General features: G+C 63.2%; 17 protein-coding genes. 4 read left to right on the forward strand and 13 right to left on the reverse strand.

Annotated elements, in window-relative coordinates; genetic code table 11:
* Positions 1-3 precede the first annotated feature (3 nt).
* From NR187_RS33825 to NR187_RS33845, 5 genes are all read right to left on the reverse strand, one after another.
* Positions 4-972: a branched-chain amino acid ABC transporter permease gene (locus NR187_RS33825; RefSeq protein WP_211387301.1), complete on the reverse strand. Its 969-nt coding sequence runs from the start codon at positions 970-972 to the stop codon at positions 4-6.
* Between the two features lies 1 nt (position 973).
* Positions 974-1,843, reverse strand: a complete 870-nt coding sequence (locus NR187_RS33830) for a branched-chain amino acid ABC transporter permease (RefSeq protein WP_256809352.1) — start codon at positions 1,841-1,843, stop codon at positions 974-976.
* 72 nt (positions 1,844-1,915) lie between these two features.
* Positions 1,916-3,139: an ABC transporter substrate-binding protein gene (locus tag NR187_RS33835; protein ID WP_256809353.1), complete on the reverse strand. Its 1,224-nt coding sequence runs from the start codon at positions 3,137-3,139 to the stop codon at positions 1,916-1,918.
* 35 nt (positions 3,140-3,174) lie between these two features.
* Complete coding sequence (locus NR187_RS33840) at positions 3,175-3,921, reverse strand: ABC transporter ATP-binding protein (protein WP_211387304.1); 747 nt, start codon at positions 3,919-3,921, stop codon at positions 3,175-3,177.
* The gene (locus NR187_RS33845; RefSeq protein WP_211387305.1) at positions 3,914-4,669 is read right to left on the reverse strand and encodes an ABC transporter ATP-binding protein; all 756 of its coding nucleotides are present in this window, start codon (positions 4,667-4,669) and stop codon (positions 3,914-3,916) included. The genes NR187_RS33840 and NR187_RS33845 overlap by 8 nt, the downstream gene beginning before the upstream one ends.
* Before the next feature lie 342 nt (positions 4,670-5,011).
* Here NR187_RS33845 and NR187_RS33850 point away from each other — a divergent pair, with 342 nt between their 5' ends.
* Positions 5,012-5,653, forward strand: coding sequence for a hypothetical protein (locus tag NR187_RS33850; protein WP_256809356.1), 642 nt, complete (start codon positions 5,012-5,014; stop codon positions 5,651-5,653).
* Between the two features lie 24 nt (positions 5,654-5,677).
* On the opposite strand, the gene NR187_RS33855 is transcribed toward NR187_RS33850, so the two are convergent.
* The gene (locus NR187_RS33855; protein ID WP_211387307.1) at positions 5,678-6,031 is read right to left on the reverse strand and encodes an ArsC family reductase; all 354 of its coding nucleotides are present in this window, start codon (positions 6,029-6,031) and stop codon (positions 5,678-5,680) included.
* A 104-nt stretch (positions 6,032-6,135) separates the two neighbouring features.
* Between NR187_RS33855 and NR187_RS33860 the strand changes: the two genes are divergently transcribed.
* The 3 genes from NR187_RS33860 to NR187_RS33870 all read left to right on the forward strand — a co-directional run bounded on the left by NR187_RS33860 (position 6,136) and on the right by NR187_RS33870 (position 8,223).
* A complete protein-coding gene (locus NR187_RS33860; RefSeq protein WP_256809358.1) occupies positions 6,136-6,507 on the forward strand; it encodes a tRNA-binding protein in 372 nt (123 codons plus the stop codon).
* A 216-nt stretch (positions 6,508-6,723) separates the two neighbouring features.
* Positions 6,724-7,353 carry a TetR/AcrR family transcriptional regulator gene (locus tag NR187_RS33865; protein WP_256809359.1) on the forward strand — a complete coding sequence of 210 codons (630 nt, stop codon included), beginning with the start codon at positions 6,724-6,726 and terminating at the stop codon, positions 7,351-7,353.
* 3 nt (positions 7,354-7,356) lie between these two features.
* Positions 7,357-8,223 (forward strand): sulfite exporter TauE/SafE family protein, encoded by an 867-nt coding sequence (locus tag NR187_RS33870; protein ID WP_256809360.1) that lies wholly within the window; start codon positions 7,357-7,359, stop codon positions 8,221-8,223.
* Here the strand turns inward: NR187_RS33870 and NR187_RS33875 are convergent.
* From NR187_RS33875 to NR187_RS33905, 7 genes are all read right to left on the reverse strand, one after another.
* Entirely contained in the window at positions 8,141-8,845 is a 705-nt protein-coding gene (locus NR187_RS33875) for a glutathione S-transferase family protein (RefSeq protein ID WP_256809361.1), read from the reverse strand. The genes NR187_RS33870 and NR187_RS33875 overlap by 83 nt on opposite strands.
* A gap of 103 nt (positions 8,846-8,948) precedes the next feature.
* Positions 8,949-9,092, reverse strand: a complete 144-nt coding sequence (locus NR187_RS33880) for a hypothetical protein (RefSeq protein ID WP_211387312.1) — start codon at positions 9,090-9,092, stop codon at positions 8,949-8,951.
* Positions 9,093-9,204: 112 nt separating this feature from the next.
* Positions 9,205-9,870 carry a DUF429 domain-containing protein gene (locus NR187_RS33885; RefSeq protein WP_211387313.1) on the reverse strand — a complete coding sequence of 222 codons (666 nt, stop codon included), beginning with the start codon at positions 9,868-9,870 and terminating at the stop codon, positions 9,205-9,207.
* A 103-nt stretch (positions 9,871-9,973) separates the two neighbouring features.
* Positions 9,974-11,158 carry a serine hydrolase gene (locus NR187_RS33890; protein ID WP_256809364.1) on the reverse strand — a complete coding sequence of 395 codons (1,185 nt, stop codon included), beginning with the start codon at positions 11,156-11,158 and terminating at the stop codon, positions 9,974-9,976.
* A 72-nt stretch (positions 11,159-11,230) separates the two neighbouring features.
* Positions 11,231-11,923: a GNAT family N-acetyltransferase gene (locus tag NR187_RS33895; protein ID WP_256809366.1), complete on the reverse strand. Its 693-nt coding sequence runs from the start codon at positions 11,921-11,923 to the stop codon at positions 11,231-11,233.
* Between the two features lie 4 nt (positions 11,924-11,927).
* Positions 11,928-12,275 (reverse strand): Lin0512 family protein, encoded by a 348-nt coding sequence (locus NR187_RS33900; protein ID WP_014495864.1) that lies wholly within the window; start codon positions 12,273-12,275, stop codon positions 11,928-11,930.
* Between the two features lie 179 nt (positions 12,276-12,454).
* Positions 12,455-14,119, reverse strand: coding sequence for an acetolactate synthase large subunit (locus tag NR187_RS33905; protein ID WP_256809368.1), 1,665 nt, complete (start codon positions 14,117-14,119; stop codon positions 12,455-12,457).
* Positions 14,120-14,456: the final 337 nt, after the last annotated feature.

Below are 14,456 nucleotides of genomic sequence, written 5' to 3' on the forward strand. Positions count from 1 at the left end.
TGTTTAGAGCGAACGCCGGAAGTAATGCGCGATTTCGCCGATGACCCCGCGGCGGAACGTGAGCACGCAGATCACGAAGATCGAGCCCTGGATCACAGTCACCCATTGGCCAAACCCCGCCAGATATTGCTGCATGGCGATGATCACGAAGGCGCCGACCACGGGGCCGAACACGGTGCCGAGACCGCCGACCAGCGTCATCAGCACGACTTCGCCCGACATCGACCAGTGCACGTCGGTGAGCGAGGCGTTCTGCGCCACGAACACTTTCAGCGATCCGGCAAAGCCCGCGAGCGTGCCCGACAGGACGAAAGCCAGGAACTTGTACTGATCGGTCCGGTAACCCAGCGAGATCGCCCGCGGCTCGTTCTCACGGATCGCCTTGAGGACTTCGCCGAACGGTGAGTTGATGATGCGGAAGATCAGCAGGAAGCCGGCAAGGAAGCCGACCAGCACGACGTAGTAGAGCACGGTCGGCTTGGACAGATCGAACACGCCGAACATGTGCCCTTGCGGAATGCCCTGGATGCCGTCCTCGCCATGGGTGAACGGGGCCTGGAGGTAGATGAAGTACAAAAGCTGCGACAGTGCCAGCGTGATCATCGAGAAGTAGATGCCCTGGCGGCGGATCGAGATATAGCCCGTGATGAGCGAGAGCACGAAGGCACCGGCGATGCCGACGAGGATGCCGAGCTCCGGCGGCAGCGCCCATACCTTCAGCGCATGCGCGCTGCAATAGCCGGCCGTCCCCAAGAACATCGCATGGCCGAAGGACAGCAAACCGCCGTAGCCGATCAGCAGGTTGAAGGCGCAGGCGAGCAGCGCGAAGCACAGCGCCTGCATGACGAAGAACGGGTAGACTCCCGTGAATGGCACCGAAGCCAGCAGCAGCGCCATCACAACGAACACGATCATCTCGTCGCGGATCGCGCGCGGGGTCACCGGCAGCGTGTCGTCCGTCAAGGCTGTCATATCAGGCCGCCTTTCCCGTCAATCCGGTTGGCTTCACCAAGAGCACCAGCACCATCAGCACGAAGACGACGGTATTGGAGGCCTCGGGGTAGAAATACTTGGTCAGGCCCTCGATCACGCCCAGCGCGAAGCCGGTGATGATCGAGCCCATGATCGACCCCATGCCGCCGATCACCACCACCGCGAACACGACGATGATGAGGTCGGCGCCCATCAGCGGCCGCACCTGGTTGATCGGCGCCGAAAGCACGCCGGCGAGTGCTGCAAGACCGACGCCGAGACCGTAGGTCAGCGTGATCATGCGCGGCACGTTGACGCCGAAAGCGCGCACCAGCGTCGGGTTTTCGGTCGCGGCGCGCAGGTAAGCGCCAAGCCGCGTCTTCTCGATCAGGAACCAGGTGGCGATACACACCACCAGCGAGAAGACAACGACCCAGCCGCGATAGATAGGAAGGAACATGAACCCGAGATTCATGCCGCCCTTGAGCTGGTCCGGAATGGCGTAAGGCATGCCGGACGAGCCGAAATAGTTCTGGAACACGCCCTGCACGATCAGCGCGATGCCGAAGGTGAGCAGCAGACCGTAAAGATGGTCGAGCCCGGTCAGCCATTGCAGCATGGTCCGTTCCAGGATCATGCCGAAGATGCCGACGACAATCGGAGCGACGATCAATGCCGGCCAGTAGCCGATACTGAGATAATCATTGTTGAGCAGGAAATAGGCGACGAACGCGCCCATCATGTAGAGTGCGCCATGGGCGAAATTGATGATGTTGAGCATGCCGAAGATCACGGCGAGCCCGAGACTGAGCAGCGCGTAGAACGAGCCGTTGATCAATCCCACCAGTAGCTGAGCGTAAAGAGCCTGCATCGATCCCGCACCCGGTCCCTTCGGCGTTCCCTGAAAGTCGCCCGCAGGCCTGATGGCCCGCGGGCGGTTATCCTACTTCTTCAAGAGCGCGCACTTGCTCTCGGACAGCGGCGTGAAGGCCTGGTCGCCCGGCACCGTGCCGACCAGCTTGTAGAAATCCCACGGTCCCTTGGACTCGGAGGGCTTCTTCACCTCGAACAGGTAGGCGTTGTGGATGGTGCGGCCGTTGGGCTGGATCTCGCCCTTGCCGAACAGATCGTCCTCGGTCGGCATCGACTTCATCTTCTCCACGACCTTGACGCCATCGTGCGGATTGCCGCCGAGCGCCTCCAGCGCCTTGAGATAGTGGCGCACGCCCGCGTAGACGCCGGCCTGCACCATGGTCGGAGGCGCACTGTTCTTCATCTTCGCGGCGAAGCGCTTGGAGAACGCGCGGGTCTGGTCGTTCATGTCCCAGTAGAAGGTCTCGGTGAAGTTGAGGCCCTGCGCGGTCTCGAGCCCGATCGCCTTGACGTCCGTGAGGAACAGCAGCAGCGCCGCGAGCTTCTGGCCGCCCTTGACGATGCCGAACTCGGCCGCCTGCTTGATCGTGTTGGTGGTGTCGCCGCCGGCATTGGCAAGGCCGATGATCTTGGCCTTGGAAGCCTGCGCCTGCAGCAGGAAGGACGAGAAGTCCGGCGTGTTGAGCGGGTGCTTGACGCCACCGACCACCTTGCCGCCGTTGGCGGTGATGACCGCCGTGGTGTCGCGCTCCAGCGCCGCGCCGAAGGCGTAGTCCGCGGTCAGGAAGAACCAGGTGTCGCCGCCGGCCTTCACCAGCGCCTGACCGGTGGTGTGGGCCAGCATGTAGGTGTCGTAGGTCCAGTGCACCGTGTTGGGCGAGCACTGCGCGTTGGTGAGATCCGAGGTCGCCGCACCGGAGTTGATGTAGACGCCGTTCTTTTCCTTGACGACGTTGTTGACGGCGAGCGCCACGCCGGAATTCGGCACGTCGACGATGGTGTCGACCTTGTCGACGTCGAACCATTGCCGCGCGATCGCGGTGCCTATGTCCGGCTTGTTCTGGTGATCGCCCGAGATGATGTCGATCTTCCAGCCCTTCGCAACGAGGCCGGAATCTTCAATGGCCATCTGCGCGGCGAGCGTCGAGCCTGGTCCGCCGAGGTCGGCGTAAAGGCCGGACTGATCGGACAGCGCGCCGATCTTGACGGTCTTGTCCTGCGCGGACGCGACGCCAGTCATCACGAAGCTGAGCGCGGTGGTCAGCAGCAATGACGCAATCGACCTGGTCTTCATGCAACGTACCTCTTTAATTTTTCTCGTTGGCAATTCTAGACGCCGAGATAGGTGTGGAGCTTGTCCATGTTGGCGGCAAGCTCCGCATTGGAAAATCCGTCGATGATCTTGCCGTGCTCGACCACATAATAGCGGTCGGCGACGGTGGATGCGAACCGGAAGTTCTGCTCGACCAGGAGGATCGTGAAGCCCTCCTTCTTGAGCCGGGCAATGGTGTGGCCGATCTGCTGGATGATGACGGGTGCGAGCCCCTCGGTCGGCTCGTCCAGCATCAGGAAACTCGCGCCGGTGCGCAGGATGCGCGCGATCGCGAGCATCTGCTGCTCGCCGCCGGACAGCTTGGTGCCCTGGCTGTTGAGCCGTTCCTTCAGGTTCGGGAACAGGTCGAAGATCTGATCGAGCGGCAGCCCGCCCGCGCGGACGATGGGCGGCAGCAGCAAATTCTCACGTACGTCGAGGCTGGAGAATATCCCCCGCTCTTCCGGGCAGAACGCGATGCCCATGCGCGCGATCTTGTCGGAGGTCGTGCGGATGATGTCGTGGTTGTTGAACTTCACCGAGCCGGTTCGCTTGCCGATGATCCCCATGATCGACTTCAGCGTGGTGGTCTTGCCGGCGCCGTTACGCCCGAGCAGGGTGACGACCTCGCCCGCATTCACGTCGAAGTTGATCCCGTGCAGGATGTGGGACTCGCCATACCACGCCTCCAGATTGCGGACCTGAAGGATGGTCCCGCCGGTCGCGGCCTTTGCCGGAGCCTCGGCGATCGCAGTGTCAGGCATGACCGGCTCCCAGGTAAGCTTCCTTGACGCGCTCGTCCTTGGTGAGCTCGCTGTAATGGCCCTGCGCCAGCACCTGCCCGCGCGTCAGCACGGTAATGATGTCGGAAAGATTGGCCACGACGCTGAGATTATGCTCGACCATCAGGATGGTGTATTTCGCGGAGATACGCTTGATCAGCGCCGCGATCTTGTCGATGTCCTCGTGGCCCATGCCGGCCATCGGCTCGTCCAGCAGCATCATCTCGGGGTCGAGCGCGAGCGTGGTTGCGATCTCCAGTGCGCGCTTGCGCCCGTAGGGCATCTCGACCGCGGGCGTATTGGCAAACTCGCTGAGGCCGACATCGTTCAACAACTCGCGCGCGCGATCGTTGAAGACGTTGAGCACCGACTTGGAGCGCCAGAAATCGAAGGAGCTGCCGTGCTGGCGCTGAAGCGCGACACGGACGTTTTCCTGCGCGGTGAGATGCGGAAACACCGCCGAGATCTGGAACGAGCGAACCAACCCCATGCGCGCCACGTCGGCGGGCGCCATCGCGGTGATGTCCTGGCCCTTGTACAGGATTTTTCCGGCGGACGGTTTGAGGAACTTGGTCAAAAGATTGAAGCAGGTCGTCTTGCCGGCGCCGTTCGGGCCGATCAACGCGTGAATGCTCCCACGGCGAACCTTGAGCGCAACGTCGCGGACGGCGAAGAAGCCCGCGAACTCCTTGGTCAAGCCTTCCGTTTCGAGAATGAACTCATCGGCCAAACAGTTTTCCCCCTGCCCGCGCAATACGCGTGGCTGTCCTTGTTGCTTCGGCATTCCGGAGGCCCTGGAGCCCACCCGGAACCGCCGCCTCCGGGCGCGGAATATGCCGGAGTTGACGGGGGTTAGGCAAGGCGGAAAGCTGAGCAGATCAGGCCTCCGGCCGGGATACAAATGCTCCCTTAGTCGGAGGTGTTTTGACGTCGTGCCTGCCCGGCCTCCCGGTTCGCAAGGCACCGGTCATCAAGCCGTCGTTAACGGTCTTTCGTTCCATGCGCCAGCCTTCATAGAAAATTTTCCCGCAACCCGGATCATGCGCGGGTTTTATACGTCGGGAATATTGTCTTGGATTTCGCAAGCGCCGCTCCTTCCCTGGTCAAATCCATCAGGCAGCGTGATCTCCTGAACACGTGGCTGCGACTTTATGCGCGCGAACAGACGACGCCGGCGATCTGGGAGTACCAGCCCGCGCGGCTCGAGGAGGAGCTGTCCGATCTCATCTATTATACGGTGGACATGTCGACGCCGACGCCGCGCCTCACTATCCAGAGCGAAGGCACGCGCATCTCGCGTGCCTATGGACACACCGGCAAGGGCGTTCTGCTCGACGACTATATCGGGCCGCGGCTCGTGCCCTTCGTGATGCCGGTCTATCATGAATGCGTGGCGCGCGGGTTGCCCGTCTACAGCGTTGCCGACGTCGACGACATCTACGGGCGCATCGTCGCCTATGAGCGCCTGCTGCTGCCGTTCCAGACCGAGGGCAGGATCTGTCACGTCATCGCCTCGCTCAAGACGTTCTGCGAGGACGGCGGCTTCGAGATCAAGAATCTGATGCGCGGAAATGACGCGCTGCCGCGCGAAAAATTGCGCGCGGTGATCGATCGTGACCTGTTTCACCGCACTCCCGGCCGCATCGCGGCCGCCGAATTGGTCGAATTCGCCGATCAGCCCGGGCTCGTCACCGAGATCGTCGAACTGAAATAGCGGCCAGCGCGATTTGGCCTCGACTTACCTGGTCCCGACGTCCTTGGCATAAATGTCCGGCTTGAAGCCGACCAGCAGCTTGCCGCCGACTTCCAGCACCGGCCGTTTGATCATCGATGGTTGCGCTAGCATCAACGCCAGCGCCTTCCTCTCGGTGAGGCCCTCCTTGTCGGCGTCGGGCAGCTTCTTGAAGGTCGTCCCTGCGCGATTGAGCAGCGTCTCCCAGCCGACCTTGTCGCTCCACTGCTTGAGCTTGTCCTTCTCCACCCCCGCCGCCTTGTAGTCGTGAAACTCGTAGGCGACGCCATGGGTGTCGAGCCAGGCGCGTGCCTTCTTCATGGTGTCGCAGTTCTTGATGCCGTAGATGATGTTGGGCAAGAGGTCCCTCGCGCATGCGTCGTATCGTGATCCCGGCGTTGTACGAAACTCCGGTCCGCGCGACAATATTTGCGAATGACGCCAGCTCTTCGAACGGACACGCCATGCACGTCACCCACGATCCCGCCGCGACCGTGTCGCCGACCATCGACTTCAACACCTTCCTCGCGGTCGATATCCGTGTCGGCACCATCGTCGATGCAAAACCGTTCCCGGAGGCGCGCAAGCCGGCCTGGCGGCTGTGGATCGACTTCGGCCCGGCGATCGGCGTGCGCAAGAGTTCGGCGCAGATCACCGAAAACCATCCGCTCGATACGCTGGTCGGACAGCAGGTCGCGGCCGTCGTCAATTTCCCGCCGCGCCAGATCGGCCCGGTCGTTTCGGAGGTGCTGACGCTCGGCTTCCCCGATGCCGAAGGCAAGGTCGTGCTGGTGCAGCCGAGCAAACCCGTGCCGAACGGCGGACGCCTGTTCTAGCCGAGCGCATTCAAGGGCTACGCCGCGGCCTCCGTCGACCTGCCAACCGTCAAATCCTCCCGGTTCCTCGACCCAGGCCATTGGGCCTTGACCAAACTCGCGCATCGAATTAAAAATGACTGATCGATCGTTTTTTATTTTACGGACGGGCCTTCCACGCTGTTTGGGCTGGACATCAAAAACGATTGAACAGTCAGTTATTTACGGACACCGCGGATGCCGAAGATCAGCGACAAGCAGCGTGAAGACCGGCGGCAGCAGATTCTCGAAGCTGCCCTCGCATGCTTCGCCGAGGACGGTTTTCACCAGACCGGCATGGCCGACATCGTCAAGCGGTCGGGACTGAGCCACGGCGCGGTCTATCTCTACTTCCAGAGCAAGGACGACCTGATCGAGGCGCTCGCCGACGACCGGCGCCGCGAAGCCGTGCTTAACTCGGTCGCGCAAGGATCGGGAGATCCGATCGAGGGACTTCACGCACTGGTCCGCGTCTATGCGCAATGGCTCACCGATCCCGCCGGCGAAGCGCGGCGCCGTGTCGGCATCCATGGCTGGGCCGAAGCGCTGCGCAACCGCCGCGTCCGCGCCAGCGTCGTCGAAGGCATCGACATGCCGCGCACGCTCATCGTCGCGCTGGTCGAGCGCGGCCAGCACGACGGCCTCATCAGGAGCGACCTCGGCGCAGATGCGATCGCGCGCGTGCTGGTTGCGATTTTCCAGGGCTTCGTGCTGCAAAAGTGCTGGGGCGAGGATTTTGACGTCGAGGCCTGCATGGCGGCTGTCGCAGGCGCGATCGACGGCTTCCGCACCACGAAACCCGACATCAAGCGACGGACCCGGGTGTGAGCGATGTCCTGGATTCACGACCTGCTCGCTTGTATCGGCGTCGGTCTCGTCGGAGGACTGACGTCCGGCTTCATGGGGACGAGCCCGGGTGGAGGCCTGGTGATCTTCTGCGTGCTGCTGCTCGGCGCGGAGCAGCATGTGGCCCAAGGCACGTCGCTGATCGCGCAGGTGCCGCCGACCGGCCTCGCCGGCGTGCGCCGCTACTGGCAGAACGGCAATCGCAGCCCGCTGCAATGGGTCGTCTGGATCGGCGTCGGATTTCTGCTCGGTGGTGTCAGCGGCGGCTATGCCGCAACCGCCGTTTCCGACGCGGTCCTGCAATGGACCTATGTCGTCTACCTCGTCGCATTGATCGCTGCGCTGGTTCTGCGGCGTGACCGCAAGGACGGCAGCAGCGGGGCTGCCAATCCCGACAAATTGCCCTGGCTGCCCCTGCTCCTCATCGGCATGCTTGCCGGCTTTTCCTCCGGCTTCATGGGCATCGGCGGCGGCCTTGCGATCACTGTCGGCCTCGCCGCCGGCCTGCGCGTGCCGCAGCATCAGGCGCAACTCGTCAGCCTCGTCTTTTCGGTCATCCCAACCAACATTCCGGCGGCGTGGATCTACTGGAGCAAGGGACTCGTTGTCGGCTGGCCGGCCATCATCGGTATCGTTGTCGGCCTGTGGATCGGCACCGATCTCGGCGCACGCATGGCCAACGGCGTCAGCAAATCGGTGCTGCGCCGGACCATGATCGCCCTGGTCTCGCTGATGGCGCTGTACATGACCTACAAGGCGTTGGCTAGTTTCACGGCCGCTTCGGAATGTTCAGCCCGCGCTGCACCGCCGGACGCGCCAGCCCCCGCTCGAGCCAGGCACCGACCGATTTGAACCGGGTGAACTCGACGAGATCGCCGGCACCGTAGAAACCGACGAGGTTGCGCACCCAGCCGAGCATGGAGATATCGGCGATGGTGTAATCGTCATCCATGAACCATTGCCGCCCCGAAAGATGCGTCTCCATCACACCGAGCAGGCGCTTGGACTCGTTGACATAGCGTTCGAGCGGCCGCTTGTCCTCGAACTCCTTGCCGGCGAATTTGTGGAAGAAGCCGACCTGGCCGAACATCGGCCCGATGCCGCCCATCTGGAAATGCACCCACTGGATGGTCTGGTAACGGCGGGCGGCGTCCTCGGGCAAAAGCTTGCCGGTCTTCTCCGCGAGATATTGCAGGATCGCCCCGGACTCGAACAGCGGCAGCGGTTTGCCGCCGGGACCATTGGGATCGAGGATCGCAGGGATTTTGCCGTTCGGATTGAGCGAGAGGAATTCAGCCGTCTTCTGATCGTCCTTGCCAAAGTCGACGAGATGGACCTCGTAGGGCAGCCCGATCTCCTCCAGCACGATCGAGACCTTGACGCCGTTCGGCGTCGGTAGCGAATAGAGCTGAAGCAGCTCGGGATGCTTCGCCGGCCAGCGCTTGGTGATCGGAAAGGCGGACAGATCGGACATCGGGACTCCGGCTGCGTTCGTGAGACGTCGCCTAATCTAGGCGAGACCGCGAATGGCGCAAGGCAGGGCAGCCGTTACATCATCGTCCCGCACCGGGACCAGGTTACAACGGCCACAGCAGATCGCTGGTGGCATAGATCACGTCGCGCTGTGCGCGTTGCTCGATGAAGAGCTGGCCGGTGACGAGCAGCGCTCCGATAAGGACGAGCGCGAGCATCGCGGTCGCGAATCGACTGGCATCCCTCATCGTAAGTGCTTCTCTGTGCCCGTTTCGCACGAGGAACGCAGGCCAGCCATCCACAGTTCCTGCACGCTTCAATTACTTGCCGTTATTTCCCGATCCGTATCGGCCGACGACCTCAATAATTGATCTCCATCCGCAGCCCGCGCGGATCGACCTCCTCCCCGCCGACACGCTGCTCGCTGTCGCGCGCTGCAACGGCACAGGCGCAGGCGTCGATGAGATCGTCGCGGCCGATACCGGTGCCGTGACGCTGCGTCAGCCATTTCGGCAGGCGTGTGAAGCCGCGCTGCGCCAGAAGCGCGATGCGCTGCTCGCGGCCGTCCGCCGACGTCTTCCTTGCAAGCCGGACTTGCCCTGCCAGATTCCAGAAAATCAACTCCGGATGAGCTTCGCCGATGGTGACTTGCCGTGCCGGCGTCATGATCTCGTCGACGTCCCGGATCTTGTCCCTGATGTTCCAGAGCTGCGCCGACACGCCCCTGCCCCTTCCCTCGCGCTCCCAGTAGTGGCGATTGGCCGCTGCCATGTCGGGAAATGTCCACAGATCGCGGCGCGCGCCGAGAAACACGGCGGAGCCGACCAGTTCGCGTGCATGCAAATCGCACGTGCGGTAGCCGCTCGGTTTCAATCCGATCGGCATGTCGATCATCGCGCGCTCGTGCGGCATCGCCAGCAATCGCGTGAGACCGGGTGAATAGTCGAAGCCCTGATCGCCGCGATCGTCGATCCAGGCTGCGACCCAGCCGAAGCGGAAGCCATCGAGGCCGAGATAGTTCTTCACGCGTATGAACCCGATACCCTACCGTTGCTCATTGTTAACAGCTCCGAGGCGAAAGGATGCGACGGCCGGAAGGGATTCGCGGAGGCCTGCAATTTTTTCGCGATCAGCCTCCGACGGCCCGATAGGCCAGGCGCTTGAAGTCGAAGAAGAACGGATTCCAGAAGCCCATGTAGCGCTGGGTCATCAGCACGCCGGCGGTGTTGGCCTGCGGGCAGATCCACCAATGGGTACCGGCGAGGCCGCCCCACTGGAATTCACCGGCCGAATTGTCGGGATCGACGGGCGTCGGCGCGAAGGTGACGGCGCCGCCGAGGCCAAACCCCTTGCCGGGGATCGGGCCGAGACTGGCGAAGCGGATGGTCTGGCCCACGGGCAACTGGTTCGTCATCATCTGCCGCAACGTCTCCGGCTTCAGCAGCGCATCCGAGCCGGGCAGCAGCGCGCGGATCAGCGCGAGCATGTCCGGCAAGGTCGAGACCAGACCGCCGCCGCCCGACAACCGCGGAAACGGCCGCCGATAGGCCTGCGGAAAGGGAAGATTGTCGGCCCGCGTGAGGCCCGGCTTCATCGGATCGAGCACGTCCGCGCCATTATAGAGCGCGACCAGCCTGCCCTGCTGTGCCTCAGGCGCGTAAAAGCCGGTGTCGACCATGCCGAGCGGATCGAAGATGCGCGCCTTGAGGAAGGCATCGAGGGATTTGCCCGAGACGACCTCCACGACACGGCCGAGCACGTCGGTGGCCACCGAGTATTCCCAGCTCGTGCCGGGATGATAGGACAGCGGCAGATCGGCGAGCTGGTCGATCATGTCGGTCAGCGGCGTCAGCGGATTGAGGATGCGCGCCTCGTTGTAGCCTTTGAACAGCACTGAGCCCGGATCGAAGATGCCGTAGCTGAGGCCCGACGTATGGGTCAGGAGCTGACGGATCGTGATCGGACTCTTCGCCGGCTCGACATCGGCAAGGCTCGAGGCGCCCGACTTCAAGACCTTTCGATTGCCCAGCTGCGGCAGGAATTTCTCGACGACGTCGTCGAGCCCGATGCGGCCCTCCTCCACCAGCAGCATGACCGCGCAGGTGACGAAGATCTTAGTGTTGGAAAACGCGCGGAAGATGTGGTCGGGCCGCAACGCGGTGCTCGCCTCGCGATCGGCGAAGCCGACACATTGCTGATCGACGACGTCGCGGCCCTTCAGCACGGCCCAGGATACACCGGGAATGATCTCCTGATCGACGTAACGCTGAATCGCCGTCCGTACGGCGGAAAAATCCGGTGTCCTGGCGTCCATGTGTTCCCCCAAAGTCTGGTTGGGATGGATATAGCGTGAATCCGCCGGACATGAAGCCCAGCGCATCGCCGCTCATCCCTGTTTCATCAGCACGGTGACGTGCAGGCGACGGCGGATTGTCATGCCCTGCCGCTGGTACAGCGCGATGGCGGACGCGTTGCTCGAGAATACGTGCAGGAACGGAATTTCACCGCGCGCCTCGATCTGACGCGCGACCGCCGCGAGCAGCGCCTGTGCGTAGCCGCGACCGCGATGGTCGGGATGCACGCAGACCGCCGTCATCTCCGTGAACCTGCCCGGCTTCATGCGCTCGCCCGTCATCGCGACCAGTTCGCCGCCGACGCGGATGCCGAGGAAAGTGCCGAGCTCGTGCGTCCGCGCGGCAAACGGGCCGGGCTTGGTCAGCGCCGTCAGCGCCATCATGGCGGGAACGTCGGCGGCGCCTAACGTGACGATCTCGGCATCGCGAAGCGAACTGTCGGCGGGCGAGCCGATCATCTGCTCGCCGGTCTCGGCGAGCACGACCTTGAAGCCTTCGGGTACCTCGACGGGCTCCGGCGTGAACAGCGCGGCAACCTGCGAGCCCGACAGGAGATCACCGAGCGCAGCAAAGCTCGTCGCCGACATGTCCGTCATGTCGGCAAAAGGCGTCATGTCCACGGGATAGCGCCGCGCCTGCGGGCCGCCCTCCGCCAGATATTTCTGGCTCGTTGTCAGCGCGCTCCAGATCGGGCGATCCAGCAGCCGCTCGTCACTGTTGGACACCGGCCTAGTCCTTGTCAAAGCTGACGATGACGGCCGCGTTGGCGATGAGGATGGGGTCGTTGGCCACTTCCGTGGCCGAAGGTATCTCCAGCCCGCCCTTGACCGCAGTCACGGTCACGGTGCCGTAAGGCAGTTCCTTCGCAACGGCTTCCTTGTCTACCGCTTCCGGATTGGGCACAGCGATCGTGACGTCAACGAACATGTCATTCGCGGTCTTGCCGATCATCCGGAAGAAGCCGAGGCTGGAATGCCGGATCGCATCCGACACCGCTCGCTTCGCCGCCTTGGTGGCGTCCCTGCCGTGGACGTCGACGCCCATGCCCATCTCGGTGATACAGCGAACGCGGGTCATTTCATAATTCCTGTGGTTGGATGATATCGACGCAACTTGTTATCGTATTGAGGCCGTTCCGCATACGCCGTCATTGCCAGGAGTAAAGCGACGAAGCAATCCAGGCCGCTTCCGCGGAGACAGCCTGGATTGCTTCGCTGCGCTCGCAATGACGAGGAAGGCAACAGCAACGCACAAACTCACGCCTTTGTCTTCTCGTGCGCGCGCAGCTCGTCGACGAGCACCCGCACATTCTCGGAATAGTCGATCGGGATCACGACCAGATGCACGCCGCCTTCCTTGAACGCCTTGTCGAGCGTCGGAGCGAAACTGTCGATGCTCTCGATCCGATGCCCCTTCGCGCCATAGGCTTTTGCGTACAGGACAAAATCGGGATTGCCAAAGGTCATGCCGAAATCGGCGAAATGATCGACCGCCTGCTTCCAGCGGATCATGCCGTAGGCGTTGTCCTCGAGCACCAGCACGACGAGGTTGAGCTTGAGGCGGACGGCGGTCTCCATCTCCTGGCTGTTCATCATGAAGCCGCCGTCGCCGGCGACCGCGAGGACGCGGCGGTCCGGATAGAGCATCGCGGCCATCATCGCCGACGGCAGGCCGGCACCCATGGTCGCCAGCGCATTGTCGAGCAGCAGGGTGTTGGCGACACGGGTGCGGTAGTTGCGCGCGAACCAGATCTTGTACATGCCGTTGTCGAGCGCGACGATGCCGTTCTCCGGGATCACCTGCCGGATGTCGTGCACGATGCGCTGCGGCGTCGGCGGCCAGCGCGCCTCCGTGGCGCGATCGGCGATCTGGCTGAGGATCTTTTCGCGCAGCGGCAGCAGCGCGGCGGCCTGCGGCAGCTTGCCTTCGACGCGGTCGGCGAGCAGCTCCAGGCTCGGGCCGACATCGCCGACGACTTCCGCATCCGGAAAATAGACCTGCTCGACGCTCGCCGGCGTGTAGCTGACGTGAATCACCTTCGGGCCCGACGGCCCCATGATGAAGGGCGGCTTCTCGATCGGGTCGTGGCCGATCGCGATGATCAGATCGGCGGCATCGATCGCGTCGTGAACGTAGTCGCGCTCGGACAGCGCGGCGGTACCCATGTAGAGGTTGGTGCCGCCGGGCACGGTGCCCTTCCCCATCTGCGTGGTGAAAAACGGAATGCCGGTCCGCCGCACGAAGCTCGCAATGCCGTGGGTGGAGCGCGGCCGGCTGGTCGCTGCGCCCATCATCACCAGAGGACGCTTTGCAGTTAAAATCATCTCGGCGGCGCGGTCGAGCGCGGCGCGGTGGGCCACGGGGATCTCAATCGGATGGACCGGGATCACGGGAGCGTAAGGCACTTCATCGCCGGCGATGTCCTCGGGCAGTTCGAGATGCACCGGCCCCGGCCGCTCCTCCATCGCCACGCGAAACGCATCACGGACCACGGTCGGGATGCTGGAGGCGTTGATGATCTGCCGCGACAGCTTCGTCAGCGGTTTCATGGTTGCGACCACGTCGACGATCTGGAAACGCGCCTGCCGGCTGCTCATGATCGGCTTCTGCCCGGTGATCAGGATCATCGGCATCGCGCCGAGATGCGCATAGGCCGCCCCGGTGGACAAATTGAGCGCGCCGGGGCCGAGCGTCGAAAGACAAACGCCGGGCTTGCCGGTCAGGCGCCCGTGCGTCGCGGCCATGAACGCGGCGGCCTGCTCGTGGCGGGTCAGTATCAGCTCGATCCTGGAGGTGCGGAGCGATTCCACCACATCGAGATTCTCCTCGCCGGGGACGCCGAAGATGCGATCGACGCCTTCGTTCTCCAGCGCCGCGACAAACAGGTCCGATCCCTTCGCATTGCGCTCCTGCCCGCTCATGTCGCCTCCGCTCGCTCTGCTTGTCCCGTGTTCCACGGGTGCGGGCGCATGGTAACGTTCTGCCGCTGCGGTACAACTCACAAAGAGGCGCACGAGGGTTTCAGCACCGTCATTGCGAGGAGCTCTTGCGACGAAGCATTCCAGGGTCTTTCCATGGATGGATCTGAATTGCTTCGCTTCCGCCTTCGTTCTCCGAGACTCGGCGGACAAGTCGCTCGCAGTGATGGAGCGAGAGGCCTTCGGCGCAGACACAGCTTCGCGTTCTCGCGGCTTGCCTTGCCTGAGCTTTGCTTCATGGCTTCGCCCCCAGGATGTCAGAGGGCGCAGGGAAGGCCGG

This window comes from Bradyrhizobium sp. Bra64 (assembly GCF_024519875.1).
Lineage (GTDB): Bacteria > Pseudomonadota > Alphaproteobacteria > Rhizobiales > Xanthobacteraceae > Bradyrhizobium > Bradyrhizobium japonicum_G.